The organism is Streptomyces sp. NBC_00353, assembly GCF_036108815.1.
Lineage (GTDB): Bacteria > Actinomycetota > Actinomycetes > Streptomycetales > Streptomycetaceae > Streptomyces.
Genome location: NZ_CP107985.1, coordinates 3,189,673 through 3,208,405, shown reverse-complemented (window position 1 = coordinate 3,208,405; position 18,733 = coordinate 3,189,673). Strand labels below are relative to the sequence as shown.

Annotated in this window: 15 protein-coding genes; 10 read left to right on the top strand and 5 right to left on the bottom strand. The window is 71.5% G+C overall.

Annotated elements, in window-relative coordinates; all coding sequences use genetic code 11:
* The first annotated feature begins 11 nt into the window (after positions 1–11).
* From mmuM to OHA88_RS14580, 6 genes are all read left to right on the top strand, one after another.
* A complete protein-coding gene (gene mmuM, locus OHA88_RS14605) occupies positions 12–986 on the top strand; it encodes a homocysteine S-methyltransferase (RefSeq protein WP_328625844.1) in 975 nt (324 codons plus the stop codon).
* A gap of 53 nt (positions 987–1,039) precedes the next feature.
* Positions 1,040–2,518: a 3' terminal RNA ribose 2'-O-methyltransferase Hen1 gene (locus OHA88_RS14600; protein ID WP_328625843.1), complete on the top strand. Its 1,479-nt coding sequence runs from the start codon at positions 1,040–1,042 to the stop codon at positions 2,516–2,518.
* Positions 2,515–5,100 carry a polynucleotide kinase-phosphatase gene (locus OHA88_RS14595; protein ID WP_328625842.1) on the top strand — a complete coding sequence of 862 codons (2,586 nt, stop codon included), beginning with the start codon at positions 2,515–2,517 and terminating at the stop codon, positions 5,098–5,100. Before OHA88_RS14600 ends, OHA88_RS14595 begins: the two co-directional genes overlap by 4 nt.
* 69 nt (positions 5,101–5,169) lie before the next feature.
* Positions 5,170–6,402: an arginine deiminase gene (locus OHA88_RS14590; RefSeq protein ID WP_328625841.1), complete on the top strand. Its 1,233-nt coding sequence runs from the start codon at positions 5,170–5,172 to the stop codon at positions 6,400–6,402.
* A gap of 159 nt (positions 6,403–6,561) precedes the next feature.
* Complete coding sequence (gene argF, locus OHA88_RS14585; RefSeq protein ID WP_326606194.1) at positions 6,562–7,566, top strand: ornithine carbamoyltransferase; 1,005 nt, start codon at positions 6,562–6,564, stop codon at positions 7,564–7,566.
* A gap of 197 nt (positions 7,567–7,763) precedes the next feature.
* Positions 7,764–9,230, top strand: coding sequence for an amino acid permease (locus OHA88_RS14580; RefSeq protein ID WP_443044229.1), 1,467 nt, complete (start codon positions 7,764–7,766; stop codon positions 9,228–9,230).
* A gap of 79 nt (positions 9,231–9,309) precedes the next feature.
* Here OHA88_RS14580 and OHA88_RS14575 read toward each other — a convergent pair whose 3' ends face one another.
* Positions 9,310–9,741, bottom strand: coding sequence for an ATP-binding protein (locus tag OHA88_RS14575; protein WP_328625839.1), 432 nt, complete (start codon positions 9,739–9,741; stop codon positions 9,310–9,312).
* A 237-nt stretch (positions 9,742–9,978) separates the two neighbouring features.
* Here OHA88_RS14575 and OHA88_RS14570 point away from each other — a divergent pair, with 237 nt between their 5' ends.
* Entirely contained in the window at positions 9,979–10,806 is an 828-nt protein-coding gene (locus tag OHA88_RS14570) for an enoyl-CoA hydratase family protein (RefSeq protein ID WP_267000779.1), read from the top strand.
* Positions 10,807–10,810: 4 nt separating this feature from the next.
* Positions 10,811–13,093 carry a bifunctional salicylyl-CoA 5-hydroxylase/oxidoreductase gene (locus tag OHA88_RS14565; protein WP_328625838.1) on the top strand — a complete coding sequence of 761 codons (2,283 nt, stop codon included), beginning with the start codon at positions 10,811–10,813 and terminating at the stop codon, positions 13,091–13,093.
* On the opposite strand, the gene OHA88_RS14560 is transcribed toward OHA88_RS14565, so the two are convergent.
* The 4 genes from OHA88_RS14560 to OHA88_RS14545 are packed head-to-tail and all read right to left on the bottom strand — an operon-like array spanning position 13,080 to position 16,860.
* Positions 13,080–13,541, bottom strand: coding sequence for a hypothetical protein (locus tag OHA88_RS14560; protein WP_328625837.1), 462 nt, complete (start codon positions 13,539–13,541; stop codon positions 13,080–13,082). The two genes, OHA88_RS14565 and OHA88_RS14560, sit on opposite strands and share 14 nt — an antisense overlap.
* The gene (locus OHA88_RS14555; protein WP_328625836.1) at positions 13,538–14,362 is read right to left on the bottom strand and encodes a GNAT family N-acetyltransferase; all 825 of its coding nucleotides are present in this window, start codon (positions 14,360–14,362) and stop codon (positions 13,538–13,540) included. The genes OHA88_RS14560 and OHA88_RS14555 overlap by 4 nt, the downstream gene beginning before the upstream one ends.
* A 40-nt stretch (positions 14,363–14,402) precedes the next feature.
* A complete protein-coding gene (locus OHA88_RS14550) occupies positions 14,403–15,230 on the bottom strand; it encodes a PaaX family transcriptional regulator (protein WP_328625835.1) in 828 nt (275 codons plus the stop codon).
* A 4-nt stretch (positions 15,231–15,234) separates the two neighbouring features.
* Positions 15,235–16,860, bottom strand: a complete 1,626-nt coding sequence (locus OHA88_RS14545) for an AMP-binding protein (protein WP_328625834.1) — start codon at positions 16,858–16,860, stop codon at positions 15,235–15,237.
* 88 nt (positions 16,861–16,948) lie between these two features.
* On the opposite strand from OHA88_RS14545, the gene OHA88_RS14540 reads away from it, so the two are divergent.
* A complete protein-coding gene (locus OHA88_RS14540; RefSeq protein ID WP_328625833.1) occupies positions 16,949–18,115 on the top strand; it encodes an acyl-CoA dehydrogenase family protein in 1,167 nt (388 codons plus the stop codon).
* Complete coding sequence (locus OHA88_RS14535; protein ID WP_267000767.1) at positions 18,112–18,513, top strand: RidA family protein; 402 nt, start codon at positions 18,112–18,114, stop codon at positions 18,511–18,513. Before OHA88_RS14540 ends, OHA88_RS14535 begins: the two co-directional genes overlap by 4 nt.
* Positions 18,514–18,733 lie beyond the last annotated feature (220 nt).

Sequence of the window (18,733 nt, the reverse complement as noted above, 5' to 3'; positions counted from 1 at the left end):
GAGGAGCACCTGTGCAATCCGACCGCCCGCTGGCCGCCGCGCTCGCCGCGTCCACGGTCCTGCTGGACGGAGGCCTCTCCAATCAGTTGGAGGCGCAGGGCTGCGATCTGTCCGACGAGCTGTGGTCGGCCCGGCTGCTGCTCGACGAGGACCGGCAGATCGAGGCCGCGCACTTGGCCTACGTGCGGGCGGGTGCGCAGGTGCTCATCACCTCGGGCTATCAGGCGACGTTCGAGGGGTTCGCGCGGCGGGGGATCGGCCGGGACCGGGCGGCGGAGCTCTTCGCCCGCAGCGTGGAGCTGGCCCGGCGGGCCGGTGGCGCGACGGACCGGGAGATCTGGGTCGCCGCCTCTGTCGGCCCGTACGGGGCGATGCTCGCGGACGGCAGCGAGTACCGCGGGCGGTACGGCCTCTCGGTCCGGGAGCTGGAGCGCTTCCACCGGCCCCGGATCGAGGCGCTGGCCGCCGCCGGACCCGATGCGCTGGCACTGGAGACGGTGCCGGACGTCGACGAGGCGGAGGCGCTGCTGCGGGCGGTCGAGGGGTGCGGGCTGCCCGTCTGGCTCTCGTACAGCGTGGCGGGGGACCGGACCCGGGCCGGGCAGCCGCTGGAGACGGCCTTCGGGCTCGCCGCCGGGCACGAGCGCGTGGTGGCTGTGGGGGTGAACTGCTGCGATCCGGCCGATGCCGACCGTGCGGTGGAGACGGCGGCGGAGGTGACCGGGAAGCCGGTCGTCGTGTACCCGAACAGCGGTGAGCGGTGGGACGCCGAGGGCCGGGGGTGGACCGGGGGTGCCACCTTCGACCCGGGCCGGGTGCGGGGCTGGCAGGCGGCAGGCGCCCGGCTGGTCGGCGGCTGCTGCCGGGTCGGCCCTGGTTCGATCGCGAAACTGGCCGAGCTTCTGGAGGCAGAACGGATGGGGCGGACAGGAGAGACAAGAGGGACAGCAGAGGCGGGAAGGCCAGGAGGAACACCGGAACCGTAGACATCAACAAAATGCCTGGTGGGGGGCGAGTGCACCGGACCATACTCGGACGTGTGTTCCTGACAATCAGCACGACCGGCACGCCGGAGCGACCCGCCACCGACCTCGGCTTTCTGCTGCACAAGCACCCCGAGAAGGCGCAGCAGTTCTCCACATCCCACGGCACCGCCCATGTCTTCTACCCCGAGGCATCGGCTGAGCGCTGCACGGCCGCGCTGTTGCTGGAGGTGGATCCGGTGGCGCTGGTGCGGCGCGGCAAGGGAAAGGGCCGGGGCGGCGCACCCGACGCGGCGCTCGCGCAGTACGTGAACGACCGCCCGTACGCGGCGTCCTCACTGCTCTCCGTCGCGATGAGCGCTGTCTTCAAGTCCGCTCTGAACGGTGTGTGCCGGGCCCTGCCCGAGCGCGCGGCGGATCCCATGCCGCTCCGGATCGAGGTGCCCGCGCTCCCGGCGCGCGGCGGGCCTGAGCTGGTCTCGAAGCTCTTCGGGCCGCTCGGCTGGGCGAGCGTGGATGCCGTGGCCGTACCGCTGGACGAGCAGTTCCCGGAGTGGGGCGACTCGCGGTACGTACGGCTCGTGCTGGAGGGCGAGTTGCGGCTCGCCGACGCGCTGAGGCAGCTGTATGTGCTGCTGCCGGTGCTCGACGACGCCAAGCACTACTGGGTCGCGCCCGACGAGGTGGACAAGCTGCTGCGGGCCGGTGACGGCTGGCTGGCCGACCACCCCGAGCAGAAGCTGATCACCAGCCGCTACCTGTCGCGGCGCTGGGGGCTGACCCGGCAGGCGATGGAACGGCTGGAGCTGGTGCGGCTGGCCGAGCTGGACGACCTCGCGGTGGAGAGCGTCGACAACGCGGTGGACGAGACGACGGACACCGAGGAGAAGCCGGTGCCGCTCGCCGAGCAGCGGCGCACGGCGATCCTGGAGGCGCTGCGCGCCGCCGGGGCGAGCCGGGTGCTCGACCTGGGCTGCGGACAGGGTCAGTTGGTCCAGGCGTTGCTGAGGGACGTGCGCTTCACGGAGATCGTCGGCGTCGATGTCTCGATGCGCGCTCTGACCATCGCCTCGCGCCGCCTCAAGCTCGACCGGATGGGGGAGCGGCAGGCCGGCCGCGTCACGCTGCGGCAGGGCTCGCTCACGTACACCGACAAGCGGCTGGCCGGCTATGACGCGGCGGTGCTCAGTGAGGTCATCGAGCACCTCGACCTGCCGAGGCTGCCGGCGCTGGAGTACGCGGTGTTCGGTTCGGCCCGGCCGCAGACGGTGCTCGTGACGACACCCAATGTCGAGTACAACGTCCGCTGGGAGAGCCTCCCGGCCGGGCATGTGCGCCACGGCGACCACCGCTTCGAATGGACCAGGGCGGAGTTCCGGGCCTGGGCGCAGGAGGTGGCGCAGCGGCACGGATACGGAGTCGACTTCGTGCCGGTGGGGCCCGACGACCCTGAGGTGGGGCCGCCCACGCAGCTGGCCGTGTTCACGAGGACCGCAGAGGACGACACGAAGAAGAAGGAGGCGAAGGCAGCATGACCGACACCGACAACGGCACCGGAAACGACACCGAGAAGAGCACCGGCGCGCACCGCACGCTGCCGGTGACCGACCTCTCGCTCGTCGTTCTCGTCGGAGCCAGCGGCTCCGGCAAGTCCACCTTCGCGCGCAGGCACTTCAAGCCCACCGAGATCATCTCCTCGGACTTCTGCCGCGGCCTCGTCGCCGACGACGAGAACGACCAGAGCGCCAGCGGCGACGCCTTCGACGTGCTGCACTACATCGCGGGCAAGCGGCTCGCCGCCGGGCGGCTGACCGTCGTCGACGCCACCAACGTCCAGGCAGAGAGCCGCAAGCAGCTGGTGCAGCTGGCCCGCAGCCACGACGTGCTGCCGATCGCGATCGTGCTCGACCTGCCCGAAGAGGTCTGCCAGACGCGCAACGCCGCCCGCCCCGACCGGGCCGGCATGCCCCGCCATGTCGTCCAGCGCCACCGTCGCGAGCTGCGCCGTTCGCTGCGCGGCCTGGAGCGCGAGGGTTTCCGCAAGGTGCACATCCTGCGCACCGAGGAGGAGGCCGAGCACGCCGAAGTGGTGCTCGAGCGCCGCTACAACGACCTCCGTCATCTCACCGGCCCGTTCGACATCATCGGTGACATCCACGGCTGCAGCTCCGAGCTGGAGTCCTTGCTCGGCAAGCTCGGTTACGTCGACGGCGCGCACCCCGAAGGGCGTACGGCGGTCTTCGTCGGCGACCTCGTCGACCGCGGCCCCGACAGCCCCGGTGTGCTGCGCCGCGTCATGTCCATGGTGTCCGCGGGCAACGCCCTGTGCGTGCCGGGGAACCACGAGAACAAGCTCGGGCGCTACCTCAAGGGCCGCCAGGTCCAGCACACCCATGGACTCGCCGAGACCATCGAGCAGTTGGACCGGGAGGACGCGAAGGACCCGGCCTTCCGCGAGCAGGTGAGGGAGTTCATCGACGGGCTCGTCAGCCACTACGTGCTGGACGGCGGCAAGCTGGTCGTCTGCCACGCCGGGCTGCCCGAGAAGTACCACGGGCGCACGTCCGGACGGGTCCGCTCGCACGCGCTGTACGGGGACACCACCGGTGAGACCGACGAGTTCGGCCTGCCCGTCCGCTACCCGTGGGCGGAGGAGTACCGCGGCCGCGCAGCCGTGGTCTACGGCCACACCCCCGTGCCCAGCACCTCCTGGGTCAACAACACCCTCTGCCTGGACACCGGTGCCGTCTTCGGCGGGAAGATGACCGCGCTGCGCTGGCCCGAGCGCGAACTCGTCGACGTACCGGCCGAGAAGGTCTGGTACGAGCCCGCCAAGCCGCTGACCACCGAGGCACCCGGGGGCCGGGAGGGCCGCCCGCTGGACCTCGCCGATGTGCAGGGCCGCCGGATCGTGGAGACCCGGTACCTGGGCCGGATCTCGGTGCGCGAGGAGAACGCCGCGGCGGCGCTCGAAGTCATGAGCCGGTTCGCCGTCGACCCGCGGCTGCTCGGCTACCTGCCGCCGACCATGGCGCCGACCGCCACCTCCCAGGAGGAGGGCTTCCTGGAGCACCCGGCCGAGGCGTTCGCCCAGTACCGGGCGGACGGCGTCGCCACGGTCGTGTGCGAGGAGAAGCACATGGGCTCGCGCGCGGTGGCCCTGGTCTGCCGCGACGCGGAAGCGGCCCGGGAACGGTTCGGTGTCGAGGGCCCGACCGGGGCGCTGCACACCCGTACCGGGCGGCCGTTCCTGGACGACGTCGCCCTGACCGAGGTGATCCTCGGCAGGCTGCGCACGGCTGTCACCGCCGCCGGGCTCTGGGACGAGTGGGACACCGACTGGGTGCTGCTGGACGCCGAGCTGATGCCCTGGTCCCTCAAGGCCGGAGGCCTGCTGCGCTCGCAGTACGCGGCGGTCGGCGCCGCGTCCGGTGCCGTCCTCCCCGGGGCCAACGCGGCGCTGGCGGCAGCGGCGGCCCGCGGTGTCGACGTCGCCGACCTGGCTGCGCGTCAGCAGGACCGGACGGCCGACGCGGCGGCGTTCACCGACGCCTACCGTCGCTACTGCTGGTCCACCGAGGGCCTCGACGGGGTGCGGATCGCCCCGTTCCAGATCCTCGCCGTGCGGGGCCGCTCGCTGGCCTCCGTTCCCCATGACGAGCAGCTTGCCTGGCTCGACCGGCTGGTGGAGCACGACCCCACCGGCCTGCTCCAGGTCACCCGGCGGCTCGTCGTCGACACCGGCGACGAGGCATCGGTCCGCGCCGGTATCGACTGGTGGCTGGAGATGACCGGCCGCGGCGGCGAAGGCATGGTCGTCAAACCGCTCGGGGCGCTCGTCCGGGACGCGAAGGGCAGGCTGGTCCAGCCGGGCATCAAGGTGCGCGGCCGGGAGTACCTGCGGATCATCTACGGGCCGGAGTACACGCGTCCGGAGAATCTGGAGCGGCTGCGCTCCCGGTTCCTCGGCCACAAGCGGTCGTTGGCGCTCCGTGAGTACGCCCTGGGGCTGGAGGCGCTGGACCGGCTCGCCGACGGGGAGCCGCTGTGGCGGGTCCACGAAGCGGTGTTCGCGGTGCTCGCCCTGGAGTCGGAGCCCGTCGACCCGCGGCTCTGATCCCGAAGACGAAGAGAACAGGTGGTGATTCGCCGGGTGAACGGCGCTCCGCGCGGTGAGGATGGAGGCATGGGATTCCATGTCGACTCCGAGGCCGGGCGGCTGCGCCGCGTCATAGTGCACCGCCCCGATCTCGAACTGAAGCGGCTCACCCCCAGCAACAAGGACGCGCTCCTCTTCGACGACGTGCTGTGGGTGCGCCGCGCCCGGCAGGAGCACGACGGCTTCGCGGACGTCCTGCGCGACCGCGGGGTGGAGGTGCATCTCTTCGGCGATCTGCTCCGTGAGGCCCTGGACATTCCGGTGGCCAAGCGACTGGTGCTGGACCGGGTCTTCGACGAGAAGGAGTACGGCCCGCTCGCCACCGAACATCTGCGGGCCGCCTTCGAGGAGCTGTCCACCGACGAGCTGGCGGAGGCGCTGGTCGGCGGGATGACGAAGCGGGAGTTCCTGGAGCGGCACAGCGAGCCGACCTCCGTCCGGTTCCACGTCATGGACCTGGACGACTTCCTGCTCGGTCCGCTGCCCAACCATCTCTTCACCCGGGACACCTCGGCCTGGATCTACGACGGGGTGTCCATCAACGCGATGCGCTGGCCGGCCCGGCAGCGCGAGACGGTCCACTTCGAGGCGATCTACCGCCACCACCCCCTCTTCACCGGCGCCGAGGCCGGGGCCTTCCATCACTGGTCGGAGGGGCAGGACGACTATCCGTCCACCATCGAGGGCGGCGACGTCCTGGTCATCGGCCAGGGCGCCGTCCTCATCGGGATGAGCGAGCGCACCACGCCGCAGGCGGTCGAGATGCTGGCGCGCGGACTGTTCGACGCCGGTTCCGCCCGGACGATCGTGGCGCTCGACATGCCGAAACGCCGGGCGTTCATGCACCTCGACACGGTGATGACGATGATCGACGGCGATACGTTCACCCAGTACGCGGGGCTCGGCATGCTCCGCTCGTACACCATCGAGCCCGGCGGCGGACCGCGGGATCTGAAGGTCACTGACCATCCCCCGGAGCACATGCACCGGGCCATCGCGGCGGCGCTCGGCCTGGACTCGATCCGGGTGCTCACGGCCACCCAGGACGTGCACGCGGCGCAGCGCGAGCAGTGGGACGACGGCTGCAATGTGCTGGCGGTCGAGCCGGGTGTGGTCATCGCCTACGAGCGCAACGCCACCACCAACACGTATCTGCGCAAGGAAGGCATCGAGGTCATAGAGATCCGCGGCAGCGAACTGGGCCGGGGCCGGGGCGGCCCCCGCTGCATGAGCTGTCCGGTGGTCCGTGACCCCGTGTAGCCGGAGGCTCGGCACGGTACGGAAAGCGCGGGGGGATCGTGCGGATACACCGTGGACCGCACGGACACGCAGGACAGGGGACTGTATAGCGATGCGTTGTCTCGTATAGACTTCCAGGAACTGTACGCGCGACCCTCGCCCGACCCAGGAGCAGCCACCATGGCGATAGACCTCGCAGGCCGCCACTTCCTCAAGGAGCTGGACTTCACGGCCGAGGAGTTCCGCGGCCTGATCGACCTGGCCGCCGAGCTCAAGGCGGCCAAGAAGTCGGGCACCGAGGTGCAGCGGCTGCGCGGTCGGAACATCGCGCTGATCTTCGAGAAGACCTCGACCCGTACCCGCTGCGCCTTCGAGGTCGCCGCAGCCGACCAGGGTGCCTCCACGACGTATCTCGACCCCACGGGCTCCCAGATGGGCCACAAGGAGTCGGCGAAGGACACCGCCCGTGTGCTCGGCCGGATGTTCGACGGCATCGAGTACCGCGGTGACAGTCAGGCGACCGTCGAGGAGCTGGCGGCGTACGGCGGGGTGCCCGTCTTCAACGGGCTCACCGACGACTGGCACCCGACCCAGATGCTCGCCGACGTCCTCACGATGACCGAGCACAGCGACAAGCCACTGGAGCGGATCGCCTTCGCCTACCTCGGCGACGCCCGTTTCAACATGGGCAACTCGTACCTGGTCACGGGCGCGCTGCTGGGCATGGACGTCCGGATCGTCGCCCCGAAGTCCTACTGGCCGGCCGAGGGGATCGTCGCGCAGGCGCGTCGGCTCGCCGAATCCAGCGGCGCGACCGTCACTCTCACCGAGGACATCGCCGAGGGTGTCCGGGGCGCCGACTTCGTCGCCACCGACGTCTGGGTCTCCATGGGCGAGCCCAAGGAGGTCTGGGACGAGCGCATCGCGGCCCTCGCGCCGTACGCCGTCACCATGGACGTCCTGAAGGCCACGGGCAATGCCGACGTGAAGTTCCTGCACTGCCTCCCGGCCTTCCACGACCTCGGCACCAAGGTCGGCCGCGAGATCCACGACAGCCACGGTCTGACCGAGCTGGAAGTCACCGACGAGGTCTTCGAGTCCGCGCACTCGGTCGTCTTCGACGAGGCCGAGAACCGGATGCACACGATCAAGGCCGTCCTGGTGGCGACCCTGGCCGGTGCCTGACCCGGCACCGGCCGGGGAACGGCGCCGGTATCGCATGGTCATGCACCCGATTGGGTGAACATGCGAAGAAGTGGCTACCATGGTTCCACTTGGTGGGGTTCGAGCTCGCACGCTCGAGCCCCATTTTCGTGCCGTCCTCCACGCAGGACCGGAGGACCGGAGCCCCCCCACGCGCTCCATCCGCACGAGCCCCCCACATGCTTCACCAGAGAAGAGATCGCCCCGTGAGTCCGCTCCGCCCGCCGAGCCTGTCGCCCCGGCCCGGCCTGCGCATCAAGAGCCCCGACCAGCTGCTCGCCGAATCCGGCGCCGACCTGGAGGGGCACGGCCTCAAGCGCACCATGGGGCTGTTCCAGCTCGTGTGCTTCGGTGTAGGAGCCATCGTCGGCACCGGCATCTTCGTCGGCCTCTCCGACAGCGTCGCCGAGGCCGGCCCCGCGGTCGTCCTCTCCTTCGTCCTCGCCGCGATCACCTGCATCTTCACCGCGTTCTCCTTCGCCGAGCTGGGCGGCGCGATCCCGGTCTCCGGAAGCTCGTACTCCTTCGCCTACGCCACCCTCGGCGAGCGCATCGCGTTCCTCGTCGGCTGGTGTCTGCTGCTGGAGTACGGCGTCTCGGTCTCCGCGGTCGCGGTCGGCTGGAGCCAGTACGTCAACGAGCTGCTGAACAGCCTCGTCGGCTGGCACCTGCCCGCCGCCCTGTCCGCCGGGCCCGGCGAGGGCGGCGTGATCAATCTCCCGGCCATCGTGGTGATCATGATGGCCGCCACCCTGCTGGTGCGTGGCATCCGGGAGAGCGCGGGCGCCACGGCCGCGATGGCGGTCCTCAAGATCGGCATTCTGATCGCCTTCTGCGCCATCGCGTTCACCGCGTTCGAGGCCGGTAATCTCACGCCGTTCGCCACCCATGGCCCGGCCGGGGTCACCGCCGGTGCCTCGCTGGCGTTCTTCTCGTACATCGGCTTCGACGCGATCACCACCGCGGGCGAAGAGGTCAAGAACCCCCGGCGGAACATCCCGATCGCGATCCTGATCTGCATCGGGGTCGCCACCCTGCTCTATTGCGCGGTCGCCCTCACGGCCATCGGCGCACTCGGCGCGGACGCCGTCTCCGACAAGCCGGCCGCGCTCTCGCTGATCGTCGACCAGGTCACCGGCTCGACCGTCGGTGGCGGCATCATCGCGTTCGGCGCGGTCGTGGCCATCGCGTCGGTCGTGCTCGCGGTGATGTACGGGCAGACCCGCATCCTGATGTCGATGTCCCGCGACGGCCTGGTCCCGCGGGTCTTCGAACGTGTCTCGCCGCGGACGGCGACGCCTGTCGCCAACACCTGGATCGTGGCCGTCGTCTTCGCGGTGCCGGCGGCCTTCGCGTCCCTCGACGTGGTGGTGAATCTGACGACCATCGGCACGCTCGGCATCATGGTGGCGGTCAATGTCGCGGTGATCGCGTTGCGCCGCAGCAACCCCGGGCTGAAGCGCTCCTTCCGGGTGCCGCTCTACCCGCTCAGCCCGATCCTGGGCGTCCTCTTCTGCCTGTATCTGATGTACGGGACGGGCTGGGCGACCTGGGTGCAGTTCGCGGTGTTCCTGGTGGCCGGCGCGGCGGTGTACGCCGGCTACAGCCGGAGCCGGTCGCGACTGGCCGGCGCGGATCAGGACTGAGAGGCGCCGAGGAGGCGCCAAGAGGTACCGGGGGCGGCGCCGATCGGCACCGTTGGTGAGGAGCGCCGAGAAGCACCCTTTACCGACGGTGCTGATGCGGCAGCGTGAACCACACGGCCTTGCCGTGCTCCGTCGTGCGATGACCGCAGGACGAGCTGAGCGTGCGGATCAGCAGCAGGCCACGGCCGTGCTCCTGCCAGGGGTCCGGCTCGCTGCCGGGCTGGGGCCGGGAGAGGTCGCCCGGCGGGGCCGGGTCGCGGTCGTGGACCTCCACCTGGCAGCCGGTCTCCAGAAGCTCCACCACCAGTTCGACGGGCTCGTCGCCGCCGGTGTGTTTCACGGCGTTGGCGACCAGTTCCGCGGTGAGGAGCTCGGCCGTGTCGGTGGTGTCGGCCGGTGTGTCGATGTCCGCCAGCGCCGTACGGATCAGGGTGCGGGCGATCGGCACTGCGGCCGTGGAGTGCGGCAGCGCGATACGCCAGGAGGCGGGCATCGGTCCATCGGGCGGCAAGGCGGGGGTTCCGTTCCGGAGGCTCGTCTGTCCGGGGCTCGAGTTTCTGGAGCTCAAGACTTCTTCCTTTCAACCTTACGAAGCGCAACGACACAGACAAGGGACTGCGGTCCGGCCTGAAAGGGACGTTCGCCACATATTCCGATAGCGCTTATCGCGTACTCGTGACGGAAGTCACGTAAGAGTGATAACTTCGAGAGCAGGTAGCAGCCCGACGGCTGAAGGGGACCACCCTCCATGAGCCCGTTTCCCAGCTCCGCCCGCCGTACCGATGACTGGCGCCATCTGCGGCTGACGACGGACGACGGCGTCGCCACCGTCACCCTGGCCCGCCCCGAGAAGCTCAACGCGCTCACCTTCGGCGCCTACGCCGACCTGCGCGACCTCCTTGCCGAGCTGTCCCGCGAGCGCTCGGTGCGCGCTCTCGTGCTGGCCGGTGAGGGGCGCGGCTTCTGCTCCGGCGGCGATGTCGACGAGATCATCGGTGCCACGCTCGCGATGGACACCGCGCAGCTGCTCGACTTCAACCGGATGACCGGGCAGGTCGTGCGGGCGCTGCGCGAGTGCCCCTTTCCCGTCATCGCCGCGGTGCACGGCGTCGCCGCGGGCGCCGGTGCGGTCCTCGCGCTGGCCGCCGACTTCCGTGTCGCCGACCCGTCCGCCCGGTTCGCCTTCCTCTTCACCCGGGTCGGGCTCTCCGGCGGTGACATGGGAGCGGCCTATCTGCTGCCGCGCGTCGTCGGCCTGGGGCATGCCACCCGGCTGCTGATGCTCGGCGAGCCGGTCCGCGCCCCCGAGGCGGAACGGATCGGGCTGATCAGCGAGCTGGCCGAGGAGGGACAGGCCGACGCCCGCGCCGCGGAGCTCGCCCGCCGCCTCGCCGAAGGCCCCGCCCTCGCCCTCGCCCAGACCAAGGCGCTGCTCACCGCCGAACTCGACATGCCGCTCGCTGCCGCGGTGGAGATGGACGCCGCCACCCAGGCCCTGCTGATGCACGGCGACGACTACGCCGAGTTCCACGCCGCGTTCACGGAGAAACGCCGGCCGAAATGGCAAGGCAGGTAGCGCCATGGCATCCGACACGAGGCGGATCGCGGTCATCGGCGGCGGCCCCGGCGGGCTGTACGCCGCGGCCCTCCTCAAGCGCCTGGACCCCGAGCGCTCCGTCACCGTCTGGGAGCGCAACGCCCCCGACGACACATTCGGCTTCGGCGTCGTCCTCTCCGACGAGACGCTCGGCGGCATCGAACACGCCGACCCCGTGGTCTACCGGGCCCTCCAGGCCGAATTCGTACGGTGGGACGACATCGACATCGTCCACCGCGGCCGCACCCAGACGTCCGGCGGCCACGGCTTCGCGGCGCTGGGCCGCCGCCGGCTGCTGGAGATCCTGCACAAGCGCTGCGCCTCCCTCGGGGTACGGCTCCGCTTCCGTGCGGAGGCCCCGTCCGTCGCCGAGCTCGCCGCGACGCACGACCTGGTGATCGCGGCCGACGGGGTGCACAGCACCACCCGTGAGACGTACGCCGACACCTTCCGGCCCACCGTCACCACCCACCGCAACCGCTACATCTGGCTCGCCGCGGACTTCGCGTTCGACGCCTTCCGCTTCGAGATCGCCGAGACCGAACACGGCGTGATGCAGCTGCACGCCTACCCCTTCTCGGCCGGTGCCTCCACCGCCATCGTCGAGATGCGCGAGGAGGTCTGGCGCGCGGCCGGTTTCGACGCCATGGACACCGCAGCATCGACGGAACGCTGCGGCAAGATCTTCGCCGACGCCCTCGGCAGCCGCCCGCTGCGCTCCAACAACTCTTCCTGGCTCACCTTCCGTACCGTCGTCAATGCCCACTGGTCGCACGGCAACACGGTTCTCATCGGCGACGCCGCCCACACCGCCCACTTCTCCATCGGCTCCGGCACCAAGCTCGCCGTCGAGGACGCCCTGGCGCTCGCCGCCTGTATCGAGGAGCAGCCGGACCTGCCCGCAGCCCTCGCCGCGTACGAGGCCGAGCGGCGGCCCGTCGTCGCCTCCACCCAGCGCGCCGCCGCAGCGAGCCTGCGCTGGTTCGAGGAGCTGGGTACGTACGTCGATCAGGCGCCCCGCCAGTTCGCCTTCAACCTGCTGACCCGCAGCCGCCGCGTCACCCACGACAACCTGCGGCTGCGCGACGCCGGCTTCACCGGGGCCGTCGAGGAGGAGTTCGGCTGCGCCCCCGGCACCCCGCCGATGTTCACCCCGCTGCGGCTGCGCGGGCTGGAACTCCGCAACCGCGTCGTCGTCTCGCCGATGGACATGTACTCGGCCGTCGACGGCGTCCCCGGCGACCTCCACCTCGTCCACCTGGGCGCCCGCGCCCTCGGCGGCGCCGGGCTCGTCATGACAGAGATGGTGTGCGTCAGCGCCGAGGGCCGGATCACCCCCGGGTGCACCGGCCTCTACACCCCCGAACAGGCCGCCGCCTGGACCCGGATCACCGACTTCGTCCACACCTCCGCCCCCGGCACGGCGATCGGTATCCAGCTCGGCCACTCCGGTCGCAAGGGCTCCACCAAGCTGATGTGGGAGGGCATCGACCAGCCCCTCGACGAGGGCAACTGGCCGCTGTCCGCCGCCTCCCCGATCCCGTACCGGGAAGGCGTCAACCAGGTCCCGCACGCGCTGGACCGGGCCGGGCTCGACGTGATCCGCAACCAGTTCGCCGCAGCGGCCCGGCACGCCGCCACCTGCGACTTCGACCTGCTCGAACTGCACTGCGCCCACGGCTATCTGCTCTCCGGGTTCCTCTCCCCGCTCACCAATCACCGCACCGACATCTACGGCGGACCGCTGTCGAACCGACTCCGCTTCCCTCTCGAAGTCTTCGACGCGGTCCGCGCCCGGTGGCCCGAGGACCGGCCCATGACCGTCCGCATCTCCGCCACGGACTGGGCCGACGGCGGCACGACGGCCGAGGACGCCGTCGAGATCGCCCGCGCGTTCGTCGCGCACGGCGCCGACGCCATCGACGTCTCCACCGGCCAGGTCGTTCCGGACGAAGACCCCGAGTACGGCCGCTCGTACCAGACCCCGTTCGCCGACCGGATCCGCAACACCCTGGTCGTGCCCGTCATCGCGGTCGGTGCGATTTCCTCCTGGGACGACGTCAACTCACTGCTGCTGGCAGGTCGCGCCGACCTGTGCGCCCTGGCCCGCCCGCATCTGTACGACCCGCACTGGACCCTGCACGCGGCGGCCGACCAGGGCTACGGCGGGCCGGGCGCGCCCTGGCCGCTTCCGTACCGCGCGGGCAGCCGCACACCGCCGACCGGCCGCACTGACGCACCGAAGCCGCGGCTCACCCTGGGGTGAGCGCCCCGCCCGTCAAGCAGTCGTGGCAGCGGCAGGGAGTGGGGTGGGGCACACCGGCCCAGCGGGTACCGCGGCACTCGGCTGCCAGTGCCTCGAGCCGGGCGGCACCCTCCTCCGCGTCCTCCCGGCAGCCCCAGACCCGGCCCACGGGGAACTCCGCGTCGCGCCGTAGTACCGCAGGACTGTGGACCAGCGTGGCCCGGAAGGTGTGCAGGTGACGGGTCGCCATGTCGAGGGTGATGTAGCGGCAGGTGTGCCGCCCGCGCCCCACGGTCGTCAGCACCTCGTGGTCGCCGGGGCGGGAGCCGATCACGTACACCTTGGCGCCTCCCCGGTACGACTTGGTGCCCGGACGCAGCTCCTGCCCTCCCACCCCGTACCGGCGCCACCGCACCACGTTCGCGGCGATCAGCCACAACGGTTCGAGCGGTGTCCCGTCGCCCGTCATCCCTGGGCCTCCCGGCTGATCAGCAGCCGGTCGGACAGGGCCTCGTAGCCGATGCGCCGGTAGACCCCGTTGCTCGTCGGGTTCGAGAGATCCGTGAACAGCAGCACCTCCTGCGCGCCCGCCTCCCGCGCCGCCCGGCTGACCTCGGCCGTCACCGCCGCCGCGTACCCGTGGCCCCGGTGCTCCGGCGGTGTGTACACGGCCGTCACCCGCACCGCGCCGGCGATCCGCGGGGAGACACCCGCCATCGACACCGGGACCCCGCCGGTCTCCCAGAGCGTCAGACCACCGGACGCCGTCCGCTCGTCCACCATCCGCTCGGCGTGGGTGTCCGGCTGGTCGACGTCCGCGGCGAACGCGCGATGCCAGGCCACCAGCAGAGCCCGGTCGGCGGCCGTGGCGGACCTGGGCCCGCCCGGCGGCGCGGGGGAAGGCGGGACCAACTCATCCAGCCGGTAAAGCCGTTGTACCTGTTCGACCCGGTGGCCGGGCCAGCCGGCGGCCAGCGCCTCGGCGGTCGCCCGGTCCGCGTTGACGGCGGTCAGGGGGAGCGCGGCGGCCAGTGGACCGACCGCCTCCGGGGCGACGACGCCGAGCAGCGGCCGGTACGGCGGGGTCTGCACCAGGGAACCCGCGACCTCGCCGTCCGGCCCGCGCCACCAGCCCAGCACCGGGGCGTCCCCGCCGTAGGCATGCGGGCCGCTGCTGCGCAGGGTCGCGGTGATGGTCAGTACGAGGGTGTTCTCGGCGGGCCGGGTCGCCAGCCACGCACCGGCGGCGTCCAGGAACACATCGACGTCGTCAGTGAAGGTCCAGGTCATGTTCCATGATGACCAGTCGGGACCGTGCTGTGCACACGCTTTACGAGCCGCCCGGCCCGCCTCGGACGAACCCCGCCCCCGCGTCCCGCAACCGGGCGTGCAACAGCCCGAACACCTCCGCCGCCCTGCCCCCCGGCCAGTCCTTCGGCAGCAGCTCCTCCGGCAGCCCCGGATCGGCGTACGGCAGCCGCCGCCAGGAGTCCAGGGCGGTCAGATAGTCCCGGTAGGCGGCCTCCGCGTCCGGTTCGCCGGTGCGTGACTCCCAGGCCCGCAGCACCGATTCGTGCCGGGCCAGGAAGTCCAGGTGGAGCCGGGCGATGGCCTCCAGGTCCCACCAGCGCGCCACCGACTCCCGCGTCGCGGCGAAGCCGAGGTGCTCCCCACGGAACAGGTCCACGTACGGGGCGAGTTCCAGCCGCTCCAGGGTGTGCCGGGTCTCGTCGTACAGTGCGGCGGGGGCGATCCAGACCCCCGGCGCGGCCGTGCCGAAGCCCAGCCGGGAGAGCCGGGAGCGCAGCAGGTGCCGCTTGTGCCGTTCCGCTTCCGGTACGGAGAAGACGGCGAGCACCCAGCCGTCCCGCAGCGGTGGTGACGGATGTGCGTAGATCCGCCGGTCGCCGTCGTCCAGCAGTTGGCGGGCGTCCTGCGACAGCGCGTATCCGGCCGCGCCGCTCGCGGTCCGCGCCGGTACGAGCAGCCCGCGCCGCTTCAGCCGGGAGACGGAGGAGCGCACCGACGGGGCGTCGACACCGACGGCGTTCAGCAACCGGATCAGCTCGGCCACCGGCAGCGGTGTGTTGCCGGGGGTGCGACCGTACGCACCGTAGAGGGTGACGATCAGGGATCGGGGGGTGTGCAGGTCGGCCACGTGATCACTCTAGGGCCTGGCCCCGATCCGCCTCGGCACGCAGCCGGAACCGCTGCAGCTTGCCCGTGGCGGTCCGGGGGAGAGCGGGCAGGAACTCGATGACGCGCGGGCACTTGTGCGGCGCCAGTTCGCCCTTCATGTACGTGCGCAGGTCGTCGGCGGACGGTGCGGCGCCCTCGCGAGGCACCACGTACGCCACCACGACCTGGCCGCGCAGCTCGTCCGGCCGGCCGACCACCGCGGCCTCCGCGACCTGGGGATGGCGCAGCAGGGCGTCCTCGACCTCGGGGCCCGCGATGTTGTAGCCGGAGGAGATGATCATGTCGTCGGCGCGGGCGACGTAGTGGAAGTAGCCGTCGCTGTCGCGGGTGTACGTGTCGCCGGTGAGGTTCCAGCCGTGCTGTACGTACTCCGTCTGGCGTGCGTCGGCGAGATAGCGGCATCCCGTCGGGCCGCGTACCGCGAGCAGCCCCGGCTCCCCGTCGGGCACCGCGCGGCCGTCCCGGTCCTGCACGCGCGCCTGCCAGCCGGGCACGGCAACGCCCGTGGTGCCGGGGCGGATCGCGTCATCGGCGGCGGAGATGAAGATGTGCAGCAGTTCGGTGGCGCCTATGCCGTTGATGATGCGCAGACCGGTCCGCTCGTACCAGGACTGCCAGGTCGCCGCGGGTAGGTTCTCGCCCGCCGAGACGCAGCGGCGCAGCGCGGACAGGTCGTGCTCGCCGAGATGGTCGAGCATCACGCGGTACGCGGTCGGGGCGGTGAACAGGACCGAGACGCGGTGGGCGGCCAGTGCGGGCAGCAGCTGCCTCGGGCCGGCCTGTTCCAGCAGCAGCGCCGAGCCGCCGGCCCGCAGGGGGAAGACCACCAGGCCGCCGAGCCCGAAGGTGAAGCCGAGCGGCGGACTGCCCGCGAACACATCCTCGGGGCCCGGCCGCAGGACATGGCGCGAGAAGGTGTCGGCGATGGCCAGCAGATCGCGGTGGAAGTGCATACAGCCCTTGGGGCGCCCGGTGGTGCCCGAGGTGAACGCGATCAGCGCGACATCGTCCGCGGCGGTGTCCACGGCCTGGTACTGCCCCGGCCGGCGTGCGGCCAGATGCAGCAGATCGTCCGCCTCGTCCCCTCCGTACGTAGTGATCCGCAGCCCCGGAACCTGAGCCTTCACCAGATCGTCGACCGACCGGACATCGCAGAGCGCATGGCCGACCCGGGCGATCGAACAGATGGTGGCGAGCTCCTGGGATCGCTGCTGCGCCAGTACGGTCACGGCGATCGCGCCCGCCTTCAGCACGGCGAGCCAGCAGGCGGCCAAATGGGGGGTGGTGGGGCCGCGCAGCAGGACCCGGTTGCCGGGGACGACCCCCAGATCGGAGGTCAGGACATGGGCGATCCGGTCCACCCGGTCCTGGAGCTCCCCGTAGCTCCACGTCGGGCCGTCAGGGGTACGGAAGGCGGGACGGTCGGGTCCGAGACGGGCGACCGTGGTGTCGAGGAGTTCGGCGGCGCAGTTCAGCCGGTCCGGATAGTCCAGCTCGGGAAGGCCGAAGACCAGTTCCGGCCACTGGTCCTGGGGTGGCAGATGCTCTCTGGCAAAGCTGTCGATGTGCGCTGAGGTCTTCGGGTCCATAACGGATCGCCCCCTTGTCGCCCTTGGAGCGTATCGTTTGAATGACGGTAGTCAATACTTCGCGATACGATCCAGGAGAGGCGCCGGTATGTCGGCATTCTCGCTCGATCCGTCACAGACCGCCTGGTGCGAGGAGCTGCGCGCCCTGGCCGAGCAGCAGTTGCGCCCCCTCGCCGAGAAGGGCGAACCAGGTCACGTCAACCGCCCACTCGTCGCCGCCCTCGGCGAATTGGGCCTGCTCGACCGGCTGTTCTCCTCCGGAGCACTCGACCTCTGCCTGCTGCGCGAGTCCCTGGCCCGCGGCTGCACGGAGGCCGAGACCGCGCTGGCCCTCCAAGGACTCGGCTCGTACCCATTGGTCCAGGCGGGTACCCCGGCCCACCGTGAACGCTGGCTCCCCGAAGTCCGCGAGGGCCGCGCGGTCGCCGCCTTCGCGCTCAGCGAGCCCGGCGCCGGCTCCGACGCGGCGGCCCTCGCCCTCGGCGCGGCGCACGCCCCGGACGGCTGGCGGCTGACCGGCGAGAAGTGCTGGATCTCCAACGCCCCCGAGGCCGACTTCTACACCGTCTTCGCCCGTACGACTCCCGGCGCCGGAGCCCGCGGCGTCACCGCGTTCCTGGTCCCCGCCGACCGCCCGGGGCTGACCGGCACAGCGCTCGACATGCTCTCCCCGCACCCCATCGGGGCGCTCACCTTCGACGGGGTGCCGGTCACCCCCGACGACGTACTCGGTGAACCCGACCGCGGCTTCCGGGTCGCCATGAACACCCTCAACCTGTTCCGCCCGAGCGTCGGCGCCTTCGCCGTCGGCATGGCCCGCGCCGCGCTCGACGCGACCCTGGCCCACACCGCGCAGCGCACCGCGTTCGGCGGCCCGCTCAAGGATCTGCAGGCCGTCTCGCACCAGGTCGCCGAGATGGCCACCCGCACCGAGGCCGCCCGGCTCCTGGTGTACGCGGCCGCGGCGGCGTACGACGCGGGGGAGCCGGGGGTACCGCGCAGAGCGGCGATGGCGAAGCTGTACGCCACGGAGGCGGCGCAGTACGTCGTCGACGCCGCCGTCCAGCTGCACGGCGCCCGCGCACTGCGCCGCGGCCATCTGCTCGAACACCTCTACCGGGAGGTGCGCGCCCCGCGGATCTACGAGGGCGCCAGCGAGGTCCAGCGCACGATCATCGCCAAGGAGCTGTACGCGACGGCGGCGCAGCCGACCGTGCAGCCGGAGCCGTCCGGGAACCAGGAGTCGTCCGCATGAGTCCGATCCACCGAATCAATCCCGCCGAGCTGTCCCCGCCCACAGGCTTCTCGCACGCCGTCACGGCCACCGGCAGTCAACTGGTCTTCCTGGCCGGGCAGACCGCCCTCGACCGGAACGGCAAGGTCATCGGCGACACACTGCCCGAACAGTTCACGACGGCCCTCACCAATCTGCTCACCGCACTGCGCGCGGCCGGTGGCTCCCCGGCCGATCTGGCCCGGGTCACCGTCTATGCCACCGATGTCGCCGACTACCGCGCGCATGCCCCCGAACTCGGCCGGATCTGGCGGCGGTTGGCGGGCCGCGACTACCCGGCGATGGCGGTCGTCGGGGCGGCCCGGCTCTGGGACGAACAGGCTCTCGTCGAGCTCGACGGGATGGCCGTACTGCCGTGAAGAAACCGGACGGGCGTGGCCCCGCCGGATACATCGGTTCGTCAGTGATCGAGGTGAGCCGCGCCTCGGCGTCCTTGCCGGTGGCGCGGCTCGCCACCTCCTGCGTCTCGGGCTGACGCGGCACCGTCACCCGCCAGTTGGCGAAGCCCGTGTGCTCGGGGACGTGACGGTCGCCGTGCGGCCGCGCCCGCAGCGGTGTCCCGCATCTGCGCGGCGCGCC

What these genes read in the sequence shown, in the direction of transcription:
- OHA88_RS14535 (WP_267000767.1), top strand. Translation starts at nt 18,112, where the DNA reads ATGAGTCCGATCCACCGAATCAATCCCGCCGAGCTGTCCCCGCCCACA.
- OHA88_RS14580 (WP_443044229.1), top strand. Translation starts at nt 7,764, where the DNA reads ATGCTTCACCAGAGAAGAGATCGCCCCGTGAGTCCGCTCCGCCCGCCG.
- OHA88_RS14590 (WP_328625841.1), top strand. Translation starts at nt 5,170, where the DNA reads ATGGGATTCCATGTCGACTCCGAGGCCGGGCGGCTGCGCCGCGTCATA.
- OHA88_RS14570 (WP_267000779.1), top strand. Translation starts at nt 9,979, where the DNA reads ATGAGCCCGTTTCCCAGCTCCGCCCGCCGTACCGATGACTGGCGCCAT.
- OHA88_RS14545 (WP_328625834.1), bottom strand. Translation starts at nt 16,860, where the DNA reads ATGGACCCGAAGACCTCAGCGCACATCGACAGCTTTGCCAGAGAGCAT.
- OHA88_RS14555 (WP_328625836.1), bottom strand. Translation starts at nt 14,362, where the DNA reads ATGACCTGGACCTTCACTGACGACGTCGATGTGTTCCTGGACGCCGCC.
- OHA88_RS14540 (WP_328625833.1), top strand. Translation starts at nt 16,949, where the DNA reads ATGTCGGCATTCTCGCTCGATCCGTCACAGACCGCCTGGTGCGAGGAG.
- OHA88_RS14560 (WP_328625837.1), bottom strand. Translation starts at nt 13,541, where the DNA reads ATGACGGGCGACGGGACACCGCTCGAACCGTTGTGGCTGATCGCCGCG.
- OHA88_RS14595 (WP_328625842.1), top strand. Translation starts at nt 2,515, where the DNA reads ATGACCGACACCGACAACGGCACCGGAAACGACACCGAGAAGAGCACC.
- OHA88_RS14565 (WP_328625838.1), top strand. Translation starts at nt 10,811, where the DNA reads ATGGCATCCGACACGAGGCGGATCGCGGTCATCGGCGGCGGCCCCGGC.
- argF (WP_326606194.1), top strand. Translation starts at nt 6,562, where the DNA reads ATGGCGATAGACCTCGCAGGCCGCCACTTCCTCAAGGAGCTGGACTTC.